The sequence below is a fragment of the Ktedonobacter sp. SOSP1-52 genome, assembly GCF_016587395.1.
In genome coordinates this window covers 2048527-2066747 of sequence record NZ_BNJH01000001.1, presented here as the reverse complement: position 1 = coordinate 2066747, position 18221 = coordinate 2048527, and the positions used below count along the sequence as shown (strand labels likewise).

The window sequence follows — 18221 nt, the reverse complement described above, 5'->3', positions numbered from 1 at the left end:
GGTGGCAGAGAATTGAGAGGCAGAGGGGCTGACGCCCCTCTGCACTTCCGACCTTTCCAATTAACTCTGACAGAGTATCGTTAATTCTTCCTGGCAGTGAAGATGCCATACGCTACGTTGGTACTACCGTCGCCAGCCACTGCTCTACTTCAGGAGCCTGGTAGTGTTCCATGCCTTGGAGGAGAGCGAGACTGGCCTGTCCCAGTTGGTGGGCCTTTTGCACATCTCCCTGGATGTGGGCGACACGAGCCTGCCCATACAGGGCAAGCGCCTCGCATTCCTGGGAGTTCTGGGCACTCAGTTGATACATTTCGATAAAGGCTGCGGCAGCTTCTGCGACTTTTCCCTGTTCCAGACAGAGTTTTCCCCACTCATTGAGTATGCCTGCAAGCGCCCATGGGTTCCCCAGTATACGCGCGATGCGTAATCCCTCCGCCAGATGCGCCTCTGCCTGGGTGTAATCACTCTGTTTCAGGAAAAGAAGCCCCAAATTCGCCAGCGTTGAGACCTGATATTCGCGATTCTCAAGACGGCGGGCCAGCGCAAGTGACTGTTCAAATGGCTCGCGGGCCAGCCCATATTTTCCCTGTTCCATGGCCGCTATCCCCAGGTGTTGCTGGAGCAGGCACATTCCAGCGCGAAAACCAATCTGTATGGCGAGGTCCAGACCTTCTTTAATTATTTTTTCTGCCTGGGCATACTGGGCCCGTGTGAGTGCTGTCTGGCCGAGGTTGATGAGCAGCGCACAGGTGTGATCCGGTTTCCCTACCCGACGTGCCAGGACTAGCCCTTCTTGCAAATATCCCTCGGCCTGGGCGAACTTTCCCTGATCGTTGGCAATTCCGCCCAGACTTCTGAGTACGAGGCTCGTAAGTTCGTCGTCCTTGCCTTGCCGCGCAAGAGCTAAAGCTTCCTGAAGGTGAGAATCTGCCTGGGCATAATGGCCTTGAGAGGAGGCATAGATACCGAGAACACGTAAGATGTGGCTTCTGAGTGCGGGGGTGTCGAGTTCAGACGTTAGCGTGAGGCCGCGTTGCAGGTAGTCATATGCCCGAGCATATTCTCCCATGTTGATGGTAATGTCTCCCAGTTGATAGAGGGCAGTTGCTAAGCTTTGCTGGTTCTGCATAGCGGTTGCAGCCTGACAGACATGCTCCAACAGGTCTACTGCCTCGGTGCACGATCCACGGATAAAGAGAAACTGGGCAAAGTCGTTACCTGCGGCAATCAGTGTTCCCGGATGATTGTGTTCGCTGGCCAGACACAAGGCCGCCTGAATATTGCTGCTTTCCTGTTCTAGACGCTGATAGTCCTTCTCAGAGAGACTCACATACTCTGCCATAAAGCTCGCGAAACGTTCGACAGAGGCAGCATCTCTTCTCTGGAGACTGGCATAATCGGCGATGGTCTGATGGAGCGCGTAGCGGTCAGGCGCATAACTCTCCAGCAATCCCGCGTCACATAACGTATCAAGCACTTCGGCAGGCTCCTGGCATACAGCCAGGGCGGCAGCTTCGCTGAACGTATTTGGTTTGGCTGGAAAGACTGAGAGTGTGTAGAGCGCCTCGCGGGCCTCTTGCTCTACTTGCTGATCGCTGATCGCAATCAGGGTATGCAGTGAGATCGCGGGGGTATCTGTCATGCTGGGGGAGCGTTCAGCGAAAGCCTGGGGTTCCTGAAGGTGCAGGCGCATTTCTACTGAGCGCAGGCGCTCGATGGCCTGGCGCATGCGACGCTGTTGTCCATTGTATGTTTGCACGCGCAGAAAATTGCCCGTGAGCAGGAGCGCCAGCGGTAGCCCACCAACCAGGCGCGCAATTTCCGCCGCCGCAGCCGGCTCTTGTTGAATAGCCAGAGGCGCCAGGCGTTCCAGGAGAGTGATACTGTGAGATGTATCCAATTCGCTGACGGGGAAAGCGTTGTTGGCCGCGGTGTGCCAGGCGAGCTGGGGAAAGCGGGTGGTAACCAGGTAAACACAGGAATTTCCGCCTACTTTGAGGGATGCGAACGCTTCAAGGGTCCAGATATCATCCATGATCAGCAACATCTGACGTGAACCGATGGAGGTGCGGATCGCCTGTGCCCATGCTTCGCGCGTGGTGAGCCTGGAGGCTTCGGTGGCTGAAATACCAAGCAGCGTGCCCCAGTGCCGCAAAATCCCTATGACATCTGGGGTTTTGCCTGCTCCAGCCCAGAGAATTCCGTCGTGGAAGTAGGCTCGCATCTCTGTATCGTGAGCCAATGCAATCGCCAGAGCCGTCTTCCCCACGCCTGGCAGTCCATAGAGAGCAAGAACCATTGAGGGTGTATTCGCACACAAACGGCTTTTCAGGAGGGAAAGGAGCGTTTGGCGACCAATCAGCGCACGCGATTCATCTGGTGGAGGCGGAATGGCAGGATCGTCACTACTTCCACGAGCGATGCTCTCAGGTTCCAGCGTATCCATTTCCAGCGGCGTTTCCTGGGAAAGGAGGCCCAGTTCCCTGGCGTTTTTGCCAAAAAGCGCACAGAGCTTCTCTCGGTAGTAGGGGCTGGGCAGCATCTTGCCATTTTCCCATCTGCTGAGATAGTAGCGGTCGGCACCAAGTTGCTCGGCAACGTACTGTTGAGACCAGCCGCGCATCTCTCGCTCTTCTTTGAGATGCTGTCCGGCACTCTTTTTGGTGGACGAGGGTGTCTTCTGCTTGTCGCTCATGGTGATACTACTTCTTTTTCATGGCTATTAGTAATGAACTTGCTAAAATCTTTCTACTATTCTAACACAACCTCTTGCGCTTCTTGAAGATACATAAACTACGCGTTTTTCTGGCGGCGAATCTGGTTTTTGCTCGTTGTTCAGAGAGTGATACCTCTTTGCCCCTCTTATGATACCTCTCTGCTATCTCACCATGGCCTCTTTCTCAGGCATACTATGGGCATCACAACAGAATGGTGGGCGTTGGCGGAGAGGCGATCCTTTCCAGGATGTAGGACGCCCACCATTGCGATAGGTGAAAGAAATCGATGGATACACGAACTTTCTTCCTGTTGCAGTATGACGTGGCGCTCGCGATGGGTAATGAGTTGATTCTGGCTGCGCAAAGCGACGAGCAATTGCGCTATGCCCCCAGTGCGAATCAACATTCGCTGGCCTGGCTGCTCTGGCATAGTGCACGCTGGGAAGATGTTGCAGCGACCATGTTGCAACAAAATACGCACCAGGTGTTTGAACAGGATGGCTGGTTTGATCGCCTGGGGGTTGAGCGACATGGCATTGGCATGTTCATGGGCGCGGAAGAATGTCGTGCCTTCAACCTTCGCATCAACCTGCCCGCCCTGCGTTTGTATCGGACGGATGTTGAGCAGCGTACCCGGCTGACTGTTGACGCGTTGCGAGACGAGGATTTAGACGAGTGGGTATCAGCACAACATTTTCGTCAGGTTTTGGAGACAGGGGTAATAGGAGAACAGAGCGCCCCCTGGCTGGAGCGCTTCCTGGCGAACCGGCCGAAAGCCTGGTGGCTCTCCTCGATCATTTGGCACCAGACAGCCTATGTCTTAGGAGAGGCGGCGTCCCTTCGTCGGCAAGCTGGGCAACCCCAGCATATTTTGCCTGAATGGCCCTTTTAAGGACGAAAAGAAGAGGCGTTGTTGCCGTAAGAACAGCATTCTGAAAGGATAGTTGTATGTATCAAGTCGACAGGCGCGTCTGTTCTGCATGTGGGACAGCCCTCGCAGCTCATGAAGCATTCTGCAACAATTGTGGAAAACCCTATACCGCGGCATATGCTCCGCCACCTTCTCCTGTGGGGAGCCCGCAGCCATATGACAACCGCCGAAATCTTCAGGCACCGCAACGTCGGTCTCCCTGGCTTATTGGAAGTATAAGCGCGCTTGTCCTGCTGGCTCTTATTGGAGGGGGGGTCTTTTTCCTGGTTTTGCCGCGTCTCGGGACGCACGCTGGTAATGTTACCCAGGCTCCTATTCCGACTCTTGCGCCACTGCATATCAATCCCTATAGCTACACAGGACATTCATCCGTGGTCTGGCAAGTTGCCTGGTCCCGTGATGGGAAACACATCGTCTCCGCAGGCGGACTTGGCGACGATTCGGCGCAGGTTTGGGATGCCGTGACCGGGAAAAACCAGATGACCTATACCGGTTATGCCATCATGAATGCGGTTGCCTGGTCGCCTGACGGGAAATATATCGCCGCCGGTGGAAATAGCAATGAGGTGGATGTCATTCAAGTCGCTGGCAAGCAGAAAATCACCACCTATAAAGGGCACCAGGATGTGATTCTTTCCCTTGCCTGGTCGCCTGACGGAAAATACATTGCTTCTGCCAGCTATGACAAGACCGTGCAGATCTGGAATGCCATGACCGGCGCGCATGTGCTCACCTATCAGGGACATCATGACACGGTGAGTAGCGTTGCCTGGTCGCCCGATGGAAAGAAATTAGTCTCCGGGAGCTTTGATGATACCGTACAGGTCTGGGATGCCACAAGCGGCAAAACACTCCTTACCTATAAGGGACATACCGACAAGGTCTACACGGTTGCCTGGTCGCCTGATGGGAAATCCATTGCTTCGGGCGGCGTTGATCAGACCGCTCAGGTCTGGGATGCCATAAGCGGCAAAATGGTCTTTACCTATCAGGGGCACAAGGCGAGTGTGAGCAGTGTGGCCTGGTCTCCCGATGGCAAGCGCATTGCCTCTGCCAGCTACGACAAAACCGTACACATCTGGGGCGCGACCACTGGGGGCAATGTGTTCACATACAGCGGCCACCACGACTATGTGTACTCGCTGAGCTGGTCCCCTGATGGCCAGTATGTTGCTTCAGCCAGTGCCGATCATACCGTGCAGGTCTGGCTAGCTCATTAATGGAGGCATCTTGGCAGAAGCTGGAGAGCGTTTTCATAACGTTTAGCGGACGCATCTCCGTATCATCTCTGATAGTCACGCTCTCGCTTCTGTCAGTGCCGTTTTCTGCGGCCCACATCTCACACCAGGAGAACATCATGATGAAAAAACAGCTTCGCTGGCAGTCTCGCTCCCTGAGCTTGAGTTTGCTCGCTCTTCTCACCGCCTGTTGTCTGTTCTTTGCGGTCTCGCTCCCTGCGCAGGCGGATACTGTGCGCATCAGCGATCCGGTAGAAGTACTGAATGTTCAGCAGGTGATGAGTGAGGGCTCAAACCTGGCCTACCCGCTCGATGTCTATACTACTAACACCTTCAGCGGAACCGCGTCTGGTTTTGTGCAGCGCACAATCAGCGCTCATCTGACCAGTAAACGGTTGATCGTGATTGCTATCGATGTCGTGCATCGCTACTTCACCGTAGTGGGAGGTTCCCAGGTTCCATTGACCAAGGCGCAATATACCACTGCTGGACAGGCTTTCAAAAATGCGGCTGCTGGCAATCATTTCACTTCAGCGATGCTTGCGGCCATTCAATCACTGGAAAGTTCGCTCAAAAGCCACACTTCTAGCACGAGTTCCGGGAGCGGGGAGCGGTGCTGATCCTGCTAGGTATCGTCGTGGCTCTCGTCATTCTCGGGTCCATTGTTGGTTTCATCAGGCGACTCCTCGGATTGGGGGGACGCCCGGTAGTCCCTCGGCTTTCATCAGGAGACCAGCAGATACGCTATGGCGACGGGCGAGACAATTTTGGCGGCGGGTCAGCAGGGAGTTTTTAACCGGGTGCGGCAAGTTTTTTTGCGCGAGGCAGCGTCAGGAAAAAGCTCTGTGCGACTCTTCTGGCGAACCATTCTATCAGGTACGTAACCATTTTCTCAGAGAGAATGCGGAGATTGTGGAAAAGTTTCGCCTGAGCATTCTATGCAACAGCTACAAAGGTGATACGCAATAGCTACAAAGATGATACGAATTTGCTATGTAGCTTTCTCTGCCAGTACCACTATACTTTTACTATCAAAATGTTTTTTCACAGCGATACAAAGGTTCTCTTCCTCAATCGAATCTTAGATGAAAATCATGAGTTTTCAGGAGGCACAAAATGGTTCAGGCTCAGTCCTCAGTATCGGCCCCACAAAAAATCTATAAGCAGAACAGCATATTGCTAGTTGCGCACCTGTTTCTTCTTGCCCTTGGTCTTGGTTTTGGCGTCTTATTCCTTGTGCTGTCTTTGCGCATGGCTATCGATCTAGGGTCACGTATAGTGGGCCTTTTTGGGGCGGCCATTATGGCAGTGCTTGGCGTTCTGGTCTTTCTTGGCTTTCGGCGCATGCGTCTGATAACCTCTCCACAGGGTGTGATACTGAATGGCCTTGGTTATAAGGTCTACACTCCCTGGGACAATATCAAAGAGCTAAAGACAGACTGGTATGGTGGAAACAACGCGTATTCTCCTCGTCTTTATCAGCCCGCTAAGCTGGTTGAGGGGTTCATTTTTTATCGGCCTGCTGTGTTCGGGCTTTCCGTTGAGGACGGTCTTAGACAACATGTCCCTGTTATTCAAGGGTGGACCTTGCTGGCTGTCCAGATGAGCCGCTTTTCCCATATGCTGCCGCTGGCAGGGTTTTTGAATGAGCAAACACGCCAGGAATTGATCGAGGATGCAAAAAAGTATGCACCTCAAACATTTCAGGTTACACAAAAAACTTCTTGAATACGGGGTATTAGGCCCGCGCGAGAAATTTGCAACGTTAAGAAGCCAGGGAGCTTCCCGCCTGATAATACAATGCAGAGCTAAAGCGTATTCACGTTGCCCGTATTCGCCATTATCGGCAACGTTAGCGCCCAAAATGGCCTCCACGTTGCCGATAAGATGCAGGTTTTGAGTTCGCAGGAGCCAAAAAGACACTGCCGATAACCTGCACTGCTGACATTAGCGCGGCTCAAGCCTGGCTTAACGTTGTATTTTTCGCAGGCGGGCCAAATAGGTCGAAATGAGGCTATCTCTATCCATTGAAATGAGGATTTCTATGCTTCATACTCGCTTATCCCGGCGTGTGTTCTCTCTTTGCGCCTGCTTGCTGTTGCTTCTGACCGCTTGCGGCTCGGCGAATCGGGGGCAGGCGGCAGAGCCAACAGGGACAACTGCTCTGAGCAGTCCTACTACAACGCCTACGCCAGCCGTGACGGTCTTGCCATTCGGCGAGGTGATCTATCGCCAGCATAGCGACTTTGTGAACTCGATAGCGTGGTCGCCGAATGGCAAATATATCGCCACGGCCAGTGATGATAAGACCTCCCAGATCTGGGAGTCTGCGACTGGCACTCTTGTGACAGTTTATCGCGACCAGCCTCTTGACGCGAACTCGGTGTCGTGGTCGCCGGATGGCAAGCGTATCGCCTCGGCAAATGCGGACGGCACAGTAGACATCTGGGATGCCTTGACCGGCCAGCGTTCGTTGCGCTATTACAGCAAGAGCGGCTTTGTGACACAGGCGGTCTGGTCGCCGGATGGCAAGCTGATCGCGTCCGGCGGCAGAGACGACAACGTGCATGTTTGGAATGCGACGACAGGTCAGGACGTGCTGGTCTATCGCGGCCATAGTGATGTAGTGAGAAGTGTTGCCTGGTCGCCGAACGGTAAATATATTGCTTCCGCGAGCGACGATCAGACCATCCAGGTCTGGGAAGCCTCCACCGGCCAACTGCTCGCCACCTGTCGCGGCCATAGCGATTTCATCTGGGATATTGCGTGGTCGCCGGATGGCAAGCGCATTGCTAGTGCCAGTAATGACCACACAGTACGCGTCTGGAATGCCCTGAGCGGCAAAGCTGACTTTACCTTTACTGGCCATAGAGAAGAGGTGCTCGCAGTAGCGTGGTCGCCGGATGGCAAGCAACTTGCCACTGCCGGTGGGGCGTTCGACGATACACTGCAAATCCTCGATGGTACCACCGGCACCTTGCTGGAAAGCAGCAACGAAGGCTACGCTATTCACGCCCTTGCGTGGTCGCCGGATGGCAAACACTTCGCGCAGGCGGTTGACACTTCTGTGTACGTGACCTCCGGTCCCGCTCAGGTGTAAAAAGGAGAGACGGATTGCTTCGTCACAGAGAGGTTTCATGTCATCCCATCGTTAACCCGGTCGCTTTGACCATAAGTATCCTGGTGGGCAGGCAGGATACGCCAGAATAATGGTTGGATTTATACCCTACTGAATAGTTACCGAAAATGGTATCTATTCAGTAGGGCTATGCAGAAGACGTAAATTCTGCAAGCTCCCTCGTCTGTGAATGAGATCTCCTCTTCGACGCGACAATCATTCCTCAATAGAACTTCTTTTTCCCAAAAGAGAAATCTGCTATTCTTGGGAGAAAATGAAAGTGATCCTGCCCCGAATTTGTGGAGTCCCCAAAGAGGAGAGTTAGCACATCAATTGTTCGTACAGAAGGGGACTCAAATACTGGAGAGTGGAATGCCTCCGAGTTCGATTGTAAAACGTTTCGATGTAATCAAAGGTGCTGCTTCTGGCCTGTGCCCGTGTCTGCGCATGATTGGCCATCAATGCATTCGCCCTTCAAACTATGAAAGAAACTCTCCACCACGGCATTATCATAGCAGTTAGCAGTACGACTCATGCTGACTCTCATGCCTTCCTGTTGCAAGAGCGCTTGATACCTCTCACTCGTGTAGGTACTGCCACGATCACTGTGATGCAGCAATCCAGTTGGTGGACGCCGCCGAGTGATCGCCATGCGAAGGGCTTGGACGATCAGCGTTGTGTCTTGCGTGGCAGCCATGGACCATCCTACTACCATACGCGAAAACAGGTCAAGCACGACTGCCAGGTACAACCAGCCTTCCGTCGTCCAAATGTAGGTGGTGTCGGCCACCCATTTGGCGTTGGGTTGATCGGCGCTGAAATCCCGCTGAAGCCGATTCGCAGCCACGTGTGCATCCGGATTGCTTTGCGTGGTGAGGGTGCGATGGCGTGGGCGTTTAGCAAAAAGTGCTTGTTCTCGCATCAAACGCGCCACTCGTTTGCGAGCACATCTGATCCCTTGGTCCCGCAGTTCTACATGCACTCGTGGGCTGCCATACACGCAACGATTAGCCTGGAACACGGTCTTCACTTGGTCAGCGAGTTCAGCATCTTCTCGGCTGTGCTGGCTTGGTGGGCGCTTCAACCAGGCATAATACCCGCTCACAGACACTTCCAGCACCTCACACATCAGCGTGATCGAATATTCGTGCCGATGCTCTGCAATGAACTGATATCTCATGGTTTTCCGCGCGAAAAGATGCTGATGGCTTTTTTTAAGATGTCACGCTCCTGCTTGGTGATCTCTAGCTCTCGTTTGAGACGCCGTATTTCCTCATCTTGAGCCGTTTGGTGTCCACTGCCAGGAAAGGCTTCGGAACTATGCTCAGCCAACTCCTTGCGCCACTGATGGATCGAGGTATCTGAAATACCCAGGGCGCTCGCTACCTGGGCAATCGGCTTGCCACTGGTCTGGGCTAGTCGCACAGCTTCGCGCTTAAATTCTGGTGTGTACGTCTTCTGCACCTTTTGCGTCATCTTGTCCTCCTTTGAGAAGAGTATATCCTAAGCTTCTCCTCTTCCACAAATTCGGGTAAAGATCACTTTGAGAGCCGCCAGCGAGCAGATTTGGAGTCATTACGGACCTGCGTGCGCTTTCGAGATGATGCCAAGGGGGGAATTACCATGACCATTGGCTCGTTGACGTTTGTCTTCTGGCGTGGCGAAGAACAACTCGCTGTCTTGGTTTTCCTTGATGGATACTCCTTTCGTTGGGACCGCTGGTTTGGTGATGGTCCGCTCGTAGAGAATCAGGGGATTTTGAATTGGCTCACGGAACGGGGCATTCCTGGTCCTGCCTTAGAGGAAGAGCTGATGAAACAGCGCCACGCATTAGAGAAAATGTACATGGCCACACCGGCCTGCCTAGCACCTTTGCGAGGAATGCTGCGCCATCGAGCGTCTCTGACTTTATGGGTTCTCTCAAATGAGAGCCAACACCTTCCCCCGTCGCATTGGAAAGGGGAGGTTGAACACCTTCAGCAGAAATATCCTCTTGCGTTTCTCCAACGGACACTCGAAGAGAATCATCCGAATCCGCACGAGCGAGCCTTGCTCCTGTTTCGTTGGTATGGGCATTTTTCTGGTACTTGGAACGGCTTTCCTGCATTTGAAGCGGAGCCAGCCACGCTCTTACTGCACATGTCGCTCGACATACTGATCCAAGCGCTTGAGCGAGGAGAACTCAGTCCGGAAGAACTGGAGGGGGCAGCTCATCTTTTGGGAAGCTCGCAATTTGCAGCCCGCTTTGGGCCTGCATGGAAATGTGTACCAGAATCACTCATCCAGCGACTATTGGAGCATGCAGTACAGACAATCAATAAAGATATCGCATTGAAAGCGTTCCCTCCTGAAAGATAAGCGTTTTCCCGCTTCGGAAGGAGTCAAAACAGAGGAAGCAGGGGAGAGCCTGAAAGTGCCTGATCGAGCGCAGGGAGCAATTCAATTTCTTGCTTGCGGAGCGTTGAAAGGTAACTGGTAAATGTCCTACAAAGTGAGAGGATCTAGCCCGCAAATGTGAAACATTGCCCTCAATCTTGAGCACTGGGACACATTTTCCTGGAAAAGCCGCTCCTCGTCAGACTTTTCTCAGCGACATCTTGTAAATTGGAGGGAGAATGAGAAGTCACGCTGTGAAGTTTGAGATGAAATTGGCGGAACTTTGGGAATTGTTTTGTGGATGAATTGTTCCCTCTCTCCTCATTTCATCGGCCTTCTCGAAGCTCGTGAAAACCGCCTATCAAACAGAAAAGGGCAAAATGCGCACCAATTTCATCTCAACGTTTACATACTGGAGTGGGACGCAGGCGTTTCGTTACACTTGCGCCTCTAACTCTTCTACCGTCCGGGAGATCAACTGCACCACATACTCAAGCATACCCGTGTCAAAGGCAAATCTTGCTCCAGCTGCCTCATAGAGTTCAGGCACCGTTCTTGTCGCACCCAGAGAGAGCGCGAAACGATACTGGCGGATCGCTGTCTCTTGATCGTGGAGATAGTTGTCCCAGATCTGCAAAGCGCCTAACGCGGCAAAGGCGTATTCGATGAAGTAGAACGGGAAGCAATAGAAGTGCAGCACCCCCTGCCAGCGACTTCCACATTCTTGCTCCAGGCCGCTCCAGTCGATTGCTGGTTGATAGCGTTGCGAGAGTTCTGCCCACTTCTGCCGGCACTGCTCTGGATCCATTCCCTGTTTGGGGTGATCGTAAACCCAGTGCTGGAAGGCATCGCCGATAACAATGATTGGCAAGTAGCTTGTCAGCGTATTCTCCAGGTGCTGGATGCGCAGGCGGGCCGCCTCCTGTTCTGTACAAAGGCCGGCCTGGTGAAGATGCATAGCCCCAATAAATTCCATGCTGGTTGATGCAACCTCGCCAAACTCTAGTGGTATGGCCTCCTCTTTTCGCTGGTGAATGTAAGGCAGAGGGATGGTCTCAAAGACGTGGAAGGCATGCCCCATTTCGTGAAAGATCAACGGCACAACGTCGGTAATCGAATTCACGTGCCCAAAAATGAAAGGACGGCGCCTGACCTCTAGCGGCAGATTGTAGCCATCGTCCGCTTTGTTTGGGCGCTCCTCCAGATCGAAAAGCTGCTCCTGGAGCATGGTCTCAAAGTAGCTTCTCAGTTGGGGATCGATCCGCTGAAAAACGGGGATGCACTGCCGCAGCAATCCATCGACATCAGAGATATGGCGCGGCGCCTCGCTCGCCCGTGGATCGACCCGCATATCCCAGGGGCGCAGTTTCTCCACACCGAGCAGCTTCCGGCGTTTCTCGTAGAGCTGGCTGGCTGCTGGCACGATAACCTGCTCAACAGCCCTGTGGAATGCCTTGCAATCATCCGGGGTATAATCAAAGCGCAGCAATTGCTGCCAGCGATAATCGCGGTAGTTCTCATAACCGGCGTTGCGCGCAATCTGCTGGCGCACATGTATCTTTTTCATCCAGAGTGCATCGAGCTTTTCGCGATCTTCAGCTTCACGCTCCACAATAGCACGCCAGGCTCGTTCTCGTTGTGTGCGATCAGGATGAAACAGGACCTTTTCCACGGTGGTTTTTGGTCTCTCTTCCCCGTCCCACGTGATCATTTGTGCCCCGCCAATCTGGTAGTATTCGTCATCCAGAGCCTTGTCTTCATCCAACAATGGCAGATTCTCTTCGCGGTAAAGCGCCGCCTCCGTGCGTAGATTACGCAGCGGAAGCGCAAACCCCTCCGGCTCCAGTCGGCTGGCCAGCAGACGCTCTTTGATCTGCTGATCCAGCGCCTGCTGTGGAGTAGAGACTTCTTCCATGAACCGCTGCTTGCGCCGGGGACGCTCCTCGTCCGCCGTGTTCGTTGTGCAGGCGATATCCAGGCGCATCATCGTCTCATTGACGAGTGCGCTCAAATCCGACCATTGGACCATCCAGGGCTGGAGCGTTTCCGACGCAAGAGGACTCTCCAGTAACTCCCGGTACCAGGGTTCAATCTCTACCCAGCTTAAACGTTCAAACGCTTCGCTCGTCTGGGGAAGTGATGTGAACATACAGGAAACCTTTCTTTTCAAGAAGGATGGGAAAGGCTACGAACGCTTTCCCCTTTCTCATTTTGCCAGAACAAGCGACGGCGCGGCGCGTAGAGCAAGAACTCTGGTACACCCAACTGCCACTCGGCTTTTGCCAGCATGAGGAGGTCATAGATTTCGGCCAGTTTGGGCTCAGCAAATATGGCGTCAGGCGTTACGGTCACTCTCCTTTGATAGCATGCACATCGTTCGCGATGGCTCCCACGCCTCGTGATTTGAGATAGAGATCTACCCGCCGACAACATCCCAGTCTGTTTTTCCTGTGGCCGACCAACGTTTCTCTGTCAGAGGAGTCTGCTGCCCGGCGCTCGGGTGTGCGCTTTGAAGCGGAGGACGCCCTTGACCGGGGAGAGCGAACGCATTCTTCCACAGTCAGGACATTCCACCAAGCTAATGGACTCGCGGTAAATCGTTTGAGACCAATGGGAACCAACTCTCCAGAAAACGTGCAGTTGGCTGTTTTGCTCGTGTGTTCCTGTTCTTGCGCCGTTTCCACCGTTTCTGTTGCGTGAAGCCCGTCATCAGCCTGTACCGCTTCTCGTTCTGGGTCTGTTTCTGACTTCGTTCCGTTCCCGTTCTCTTGTTCTGTAGATTCCGATGGAGGGCCTTCGATACTTGGTCCTGCTCCATCAATAATCCGAAGCGTATTCCGACGCAGCACCAGAAGCTCTGCGGCTCTTTCGAGCTTCTCGGCCCGTACCTCGGTGTCCCCATCCGCATACGCCCATTCCAGGGTTCATCAATCCAAAGAGAGGAATGCAATTTACAGGTTTTGGAAAAAGTATACCTGATGGGAAGCGGCTTTTCCAGGAAATTTTGTCCCAGTGCTCAAGATTGAGGGCAATGTTCCATGTTTGAGGGCCAGAGCTGCTCATTTCGTAGGGAATTTACCAGGTGGCGCGCCGCTCATGGACGCGTGCCACGCCAAAGCACTCCTCGAGCGCATTGTTGGTGCGGGGCAAGCCTTCCACGTCGTAGCACTGGAAGAGACCGGGCGCGAAGTTCTTGGTAATCTGACAGAAATGCACGATGGTCTCCCCAAGTGGCCCTAGTTCGGCTTGCTGCTCCTGCATGTGCGTGACGAAGGCGAGATAGCGTGTGCGCACCTGTGCCCCGGTCTGCTGCGACTCATTGGCCAGGATCTGCGCTGCTTGACGCACCAACTGGGAGGCTTGCTGCAACGGAGGCCACAGGGTCGCCGTGGCCTGCAGCCCCTTGGTGAGCAGGTGGTGTAACTGCTTCAAAGCTGGGGGTAAGCTTTTTTTCCCTGGACGTGCCCGATGGAATCGCTGATCTGGCTCACCCGCTCGTACAAGCGCAGACCCGGTGCGTCCAAGGGCGAGCGCCCATCGTCGGTGAGGGAGGCTCGCACGGCCAGGCAATACCCGCGGATCGCCTCGTTTTCTGGCGTGGGGTGCTCTCCAACGCACGTTCAATCGGTCGCACGCCGCGCAATTGCTTCTTCAACTCCGAATTGCGCGTTCCGATCAGCCTCGTAGAGGGGTTTGGTGGCATCCTTGAGGTAGTGAAACTGGCACAATTGATGGGGAACTCCGGGGAAGACGAAGGCCACCGCGCTGCTAATCGTCTCCTGGCCATCGCAGATGATGCCGGTGACTGGCACCTTCCATCGCTCCAACACCTGTTTGACTTCGGTCAGCAGGGCGGTCAGATCTCCCTGAGTACTACTGAGCAACGGACGAGCCAGCAGGATTTCTTCCGAGAGGCAGTCACGGACGATCCACAAGACGCGCGTGGCCCCACATCCGGCTGCAAGCCGTCGAGGGCCAGAACCACGCGGCCTTGCTTCTGGAGGAGGGCTTTGAGGCGTTCCTGATCGGCGACACGCATTCCTCATAGCGGTGCATGAGATGGGTCACGCTGCGCAGGGCGATGGTGACCCCACGGACCTGCAGAGCCTGGCGCATTTCCGGCACACTGCGGTGCTCGCGGAAGCGCCACTGGCCAATCAGCGCAATGATATCTAGGCCAAACTCGCCATGCGGCAGCGCCCACCGCCCTTCTTCTTCAGGACGCTGGCGTTTATGGTAGTTAGGGCAGTCCGACTGGATGCATTGGCGGATGACGAGCGTCAATCTCCATTGGCCAGCGCTCGCTGGCCACGCTGCGATGGCCGTGATTGGCCACCGACAGGGGCTGGCCACACTGCTCACAGGACTTTTTCAACGGGATGAGGATTTTCTTGTGCGTCGCTTCGGGGCGCGGAGTTCGGCGAGCCATGCTCTTTCTCCTTCCAGACTACACCTCTCTTCAACCCCAGTTTGCCACTCAGCCGAAAAAAGAAAAACGCCAGGTCGCACAGGGAAGAAAAAAGAGCTGTCATTTCTGGCAGCTCTTACTACGCGGGATGAATTTAAGAGTGTAAACACCAAGAGGGAAGAGAGTGCCTTTAGAAGCCCCGCTCCTCCTGGGTGCCCAGCTGAAAATACACAAGCGCGAGCAGCAACGGGAAAACGCTGAGGATGAACACGGCCGTGCGTGTTGATGCGGGCCAGTCCAGAGCCACATCTATGCAGATGAGGAGCAATGTGATCCCGAGAAAGACCAGGCCTAATATTCTGTAGAGCGTGGGATGACGATGGACCATCCTCTTTCTCCTCTTCCGAGGCGAGCATGCGGAGACGTTCACAATTCAGGATCGTGACACGCCCTGGCACCTCTCAATGACTCCTGCTGCCTCAAGCTCTTTGCGTGCTCGCCCTTCCCAGGCCAGCACATAACGACCTAAACCAATCGGGAATGGCGACCAGATGCACAATCTAATTTTTAGTGCTGCAAGGATGTAATGTTTTCTTAGGTGGGCCAGGTAATTCCAGCGATTAGAGTACAAAATTCGTAACCTGTAGAGTTACTGCCAAGGTAAAATACGGTGAATATTCCAGGATCGACAAGTGTATTCTTTGCTGGTACATTAGCCTCGCCATCAGCGTCAGCGTAAAACCACATAGGATCAAGTTCTCTAGCAAGTATCTTGCTCTTGTAAATATACTGTATACCTTGATCTCTGTCCTTCGGAGCAGTTATTTCTGTTCGCAAAAGCTGCGAATCAGTTGGCTTAAAAGGTTCACACGCTGACTTTGTGACCTGAAGAGAAACATTATGTTTCCCACTCAAATCTGAAGGGCTGTGAAAATAATAATCTATTTCAAATGTATCGTCATTCCCGTGATGAAACGTACTATCTTTGGTGTCAATAGATAGAGCGAACCAATGATCATCTGGGCCATTCCAAATGTAATTAGGAAAGCTATCAGAAGGTTTGCCATACACTTGTTTGAAAATTGTTATATTGCTGCCTAAATACGCACGAATTTTTTGAGTAGATGTTGGGTTTGGTGTGGTCTTAGAGGTTCTTGTAGGAGTTGCTACAGAAGTTTTTGTTTGCCCCGAAGATACTGTTTGATCGTTCCCACAAGCAGCGACAATCATCATAAGTGCAAGCATGGAAAAAATAGCATGAATCTTGCGCATAATGTAATTCTTGCCTTTCTTTGTGAAAACGGGTCTTACATTATGATAAGTGAAAACTTTATTATAACATTACAATTTTATGCATGAAGATGTGTTATCTGGCTTAAATATTGGCGGATTTCTGCGAGATAACATGGCGTAAAATCCCTGTTAACCCGCTTCAAACCAGGAAAGGCGGCAAAAGCCAACCGCCACATATCTTGGCGAAACCTCTCTCTGAGCAGTTGCCTTCAGTTTCAAGGCACTGTGTCAAAAAGCGCCGCATCAGATATGCGACAATTGCGCCAAGATATGCGGCAGAAATTACTTGCTTTGTGGAAGTAGTGCTAACTGTTTCGGAAGGAGCAGGTTGAGTCTGATCGATTGGAGAAGAGCTGTACGAATGCGACGATATACGAGAAGCTGCTCATCGTTTGAGAGGTCTTTTCCTGGAACATCTTCGATGGACCACAATTGACGCCGACCGGCGTTTGGGACGAAAGGTCACTGATCCGTTGCACCACTACAGAGCACAATTCCCTCATCCCAGGAGTGATCAAAGGATGGCTCTGCTGTTTGAGGAGAGGTAAGCAAGGGAGCATGAACTTCGTCGAGCACTTGGCGGACCAAAGCGACCTCATCAGAAGGAAAAGGTACAGGGGCGATCCAAATATCCCATTCGTTCTGTTTCTGCGCGGCAAGCAGACTTGCGGCCAGCAATTCACGAACAGAGCGATAGGCACATAGAAAAAGGATACGTTTCTGTTTCTCGCTTCTCATCGCAACTCCTGTTTTAAAAGAAAGCTGTAAGAGTGTGTCTTAAGATGGACGATCAGTATCGGGAAGGAGCTAAGCGAGTCAAGAAGAGACAAATGGAAGCTACCTGGATAAAGGCCTCGCTACTTGAGGGTAGCCCCTCGTAATCGCGAGCGAGTCGCCGGTAGCGGATAAGCCAGCCGAAGGTTCGCTCCACAATCCAGTGCTTGCGCTGCACCTGGAAGCCTCCCTTTGATTTGCGAAGCTCGACCGGTTGTCCCTTGATGAGAGCCCACTCGGTCTGCGTCTCACGCTCTGGCTTTGGAACGATTTCGATCTCCCATCCAAGATGTTCTTGGAACCATTGCTCAAAGGGCTCCCCATCATAGCCATGATCGGCGAACAGATGCGAGAGACGAGGGAACTGGTTGGCGAGTCCCTCTAACAAGAGGCGAGCGCCAGACACATCGGCGATGTTGGCTGCAAGGACCATGACGGCCAAGATGAAGCCTTGGGTATCAACGAGGAGGTGCCCTTTACGCCCCCAGATTTTTTTCCCCGCCATCGTAGCCACGCTCGATACCTGGGACAGGACTGGTTTGCTCGATTGGCTGTCGATAATCCCGGCGGCTTCCGTTCTTGCTCTCGTCCCATCGAGCCGCGTACCTGACGGCGCAGGGCATGCATCGCTTTTTCCCAGGTTCCATCCCGTTTCCAACAACGGAAATAATGAAACACCGTTTTGCCATTGGGCAGGTCGTGAGGCATTTGTCGCCAGGAACATCCTGTCCGCAGGACATACAGGATACCATTGACGATTTCTCGTCTGGGAATCACTTCCTGGGTGGCATTGGGTGATGGTAGTGGGATGAAGGGTGCCAACAACTCCCATTGCGCATCGGTGAGATCCGATGGATAGCGCTTTCTGTTGATGCTCTCAGTCATCGGCTTCGGTCCCTTCTTGCTCAGTTTAGCGTTCCTTGGTTCTCTCCTTTCAGTTTACTCCTGGCTCTTTGAGCCTCTTACGACATACTCTAAGGTTCCGCGTGTGGTATCTCTCTGCCTATCAGTATCAGGGTCTCACGCCACAACTTGCTGCTGCGCATCTACAAGTAGACATCCTGCTTGAGCTATCTACTTACAGATGCGCAGGGTGTCTACTGGAGTGAAGCCCTGACGCTCCCTCTTCTTTCGTATGTAAGGGGCTGCTGTCATTCCACTTCTAGATGCGCAGGAGACGGCAGTGGCGTGAAACCCTAAACGAGAACAACTGAATCGATCCCACGGGATGCACAACGAGTTTTAACTCATCAGTAATCTGGCTTGAAAGCATCTTTCCTGACTCTCCTGCTTCCATAAAGCAGAGGATTTCTGATCCCTCGCCAGTAAAAAGCGCGAGCATTGAACGAGCCTGCGAAGCTCCTTT

General features: G+C 53.2%; 18 protein-coding genes and 2 pseudogenes. 7 read left to right on the top strand and 13 right to left on the bottom strand.

Going from position 1 to position 18221, the window contains the following annotated elements:
- Positions 1-112 precede the first annotated feature (112 nt).
- Positions 113-2695 carry a tetratricopeptide repeat protein gene (locus JMJ16_RS09655; protein ID WP_201380725.1) on the bottom strand — a complete coding sequence of 861 codons (2583 nt, stop codon included), beginning with the start codon at positions 2693-2695 and terminating at the stop codon, positions 113-115.
- Between the two features lie 308 nt (positions 2696-3003).
- Between JMJ16_RS09655 and JMJ16_RS09650 the strand changes: the two genes are divergently transcribed.
- The 6 genes from JMJ16_RS09650 (at position 3004) to JMJ16_RS09625 (ending at position 7986) form a co-directional block, all read left to right on the top strand.
- Positions 3004-3609, top strand: coding sequence for a DinB family protein (locus JMJ16_RS09650; protein WP_201380723.1), 606 nt, complete (start codon positions 3004-3006; stop codon positions 3607-3609).
- Between the two features lie 56 nt (positions 3610-3665).
- Complete coding sequence (locus JMJ16_RS09645) at positions 3666-4868, top strand: WD40 repeat domain-containing protein (protein WP_201380721.1); 1203 nt, start codon at positions 3666-3668, stop codon at positions 4866-4868.
- Between the two features lie 137 nt (positions 4869-5005).
- Positions 5006-5506: a hypothetical protein gene (locus JMJ16_RS09640; protein ID WP_201380719.1), complete on the top strand. Its 501-nt coding sequence runs from the start codon at positions 5006-5008 to the stop codon at positions 5504-5506.
- Positions 5500-5682, top strand: coding sequence for a hypothetical protein (locus JMJ16_RS09635; protein ID WP_201380716.1), 183 nt, complete (start codon positions 5500-5502; stop codon positions 5680-5682). Before JMJ16_RS09640 ends, JMJ16_RS09635 begins: the two co-directional genes overlap by 7 nt.
- Before the next feature lie 320 nt (positions 5683-6002).
- Positions 6003-6614: a hypothetical protein gene (locus tag JMJ16_RS09630; protein ID WP_201380714.1), complete on the top strand. Its 612-nt coding sequence runs from the start codon at positions 6003-6005 to the stop codon at positions 6612-6614.
- Between the two features lie 316 nt (positions 6615-6930).
- Positions 6931-7986, top strand: a complete 1056-nt coding sequence (locus JMJ16_RS09625) for a WD40 repeat domain-containing protein (RefSeq protein ID WP_201380712.1) — start codon at positions 6931-6933, stop codon at positions 7984-7986.
- A 339-nt stretch (positions 7987-8325) separates the two neighbouring features.
- On the opposite strand, the pseudogene JMJ16_RS09620 reads toward JMJ16_RS09625, so the two are convergent.
- A pseudogene (locus tag JMJ16_RS09620) lies at positions 8326-9480 on the bottom strand (IS3 family transposase).
- A gap of 147 nt (positions 9481-9627) precedes the next feature.
- On the opposite strand from JMJ16_RS09620, the gene JMJ16_RS09615 reads away from it, so the two are divergent.
- Positions 9628-10362 carry a hypothetical protein gene (locus tag JMJ16_RS09615; protein ID WP_201380711.1) on the top strand — a complete coding sequence of 245 codons (735 nt, stop codon included), beginning with the start codon at positions 9628-9630 and terminating at the stop codon, positions 10360-10362.
- A gap of 454 nt (positions 10363-10816) precedes the next feature.
- Here the strand turns inward: JMJ16_RS09615 and JMJ16_RS09610 are convergent, their stop codons facing one another.
- The 11 genes and pseudogenes from JMJ16_RS09610 to JMJ16_RS53900 all read right to left on the bottom strand — a co-directional run.
- A complete protein-coding gene (locus JMJ16_RS09610; protein WP_201380709.1) occupies positions 10817-12529 on the bottom strand; it encodes a M3 family oligoendopeptidase in 1713 nt (570 codons plus the stop codon).
- Between the two features lie 17 nt (positions 12530-12546).
- Positions 12547-12732, bottom strand: a complete 186-nt coding sequence (locus JMJ16_RS09605) for a hypothetical protein (protein WP_201380707.1) — start codon at positions 12730-12732, stop codon at positions 12547-12549.
- Positions 12729-13229, bottom strand: a complete 501-nt coding sequence (locus JMJ16_RS09600; RefSeq protein WP_201380705.1) for a hypothetical protein — start codon at positions 13227-13229, stop codon at positions 12729-12731. The genes JMJ16_RS09605 and JMJ16_RS09600 overlap by 4 nt, the downstream gene beginning before the upstream one ends.
- Before the next feature lie 226 nt (positions 13230-13455).
- Entirely contained in the window at positions 13456-13950 is a 495-nt protein-coding gene (locus JMJ16_RS09595) for a hypothetical protein (protein WP_201380702.1), read from the bottom strand.
- Positions 13951-14000: 50 nt separating this feature from the next.
- On the bottom strand, positions 14001-14315 hold the full coding sequence (locus JMJ16_RS09590; protein WP_201380701.1) for a hypothetical protein: 315 nt from the start codon (positions 14313-14315) through the stop codon (positions 14001-14003).
- A 305-nt stretch (positions 14316-14620) separates the two neighbouring features.
- The gene (locus JMJ16_RS09585; RefSeq protein WP_201380699.1) at positions 14621-14809 is read right to left on the bottom strand and encodes a hypothetical protein; all 189 of its coding nucleotides are present in this window, start codon (positions 14807-14809) and stop codon (positions 14621-14623) included.
- Between the two features lie 169 nt (positions 14810-14978).
- On the bottom strand, positions 14979-15176 hold the full coding sequence (locus tag JMJ16_RS09580; RefSeq protein ID WP_201380697.1) for a hypothetical protein: 198 nt from the start codon (positions 15174-15176) through the stop codon (positions 14979-14981).
- A gap of 206 nt (positions 15177-15382) precedes the next feature.
- A complete protein-coding gene (locus JMJ16_RS09575) occupies positions 15383-16060 on the bottom strand; it encodes a hypothetical protein (protein ID WP_201380695.1) in 678 nt (225 codons plus the stop codon).
- Positions 16061-16543: 483 nt separating this feature from the next.
- On the bottom strand, positions 16544-16819 hold the full coding sequence (locus JMJ16_RS09570; protein WP_201380693.1) for a hypothetical protein: 276 nt from the start codon (positions 16817-16819) through the stop codon (positions 16544-16546).
- Between the two features lie 52 nt (positions 16820-16871).
- On the bottom strand, positions 16872-17579 hold the full coding sequence (locus tag JMJ16_RS09565) for a transposase (protein ID WP_236601330.1): 708 nt from the start codon (positions 17577-17579) through the stop codon (positions 16872-16874).
- Positions 17543-17740 (bottom strand): annotated as a pseudogene (locus JMJ16_RS53900) (transposase); the annotation flags it as partial. The gene JMJ16_RS09565 and the pseudogene JMJ16_RS53900, both read right to left, overlap by 37 nt.
- Positions 17741-18221: the final 481 nt, after the last annotated feature.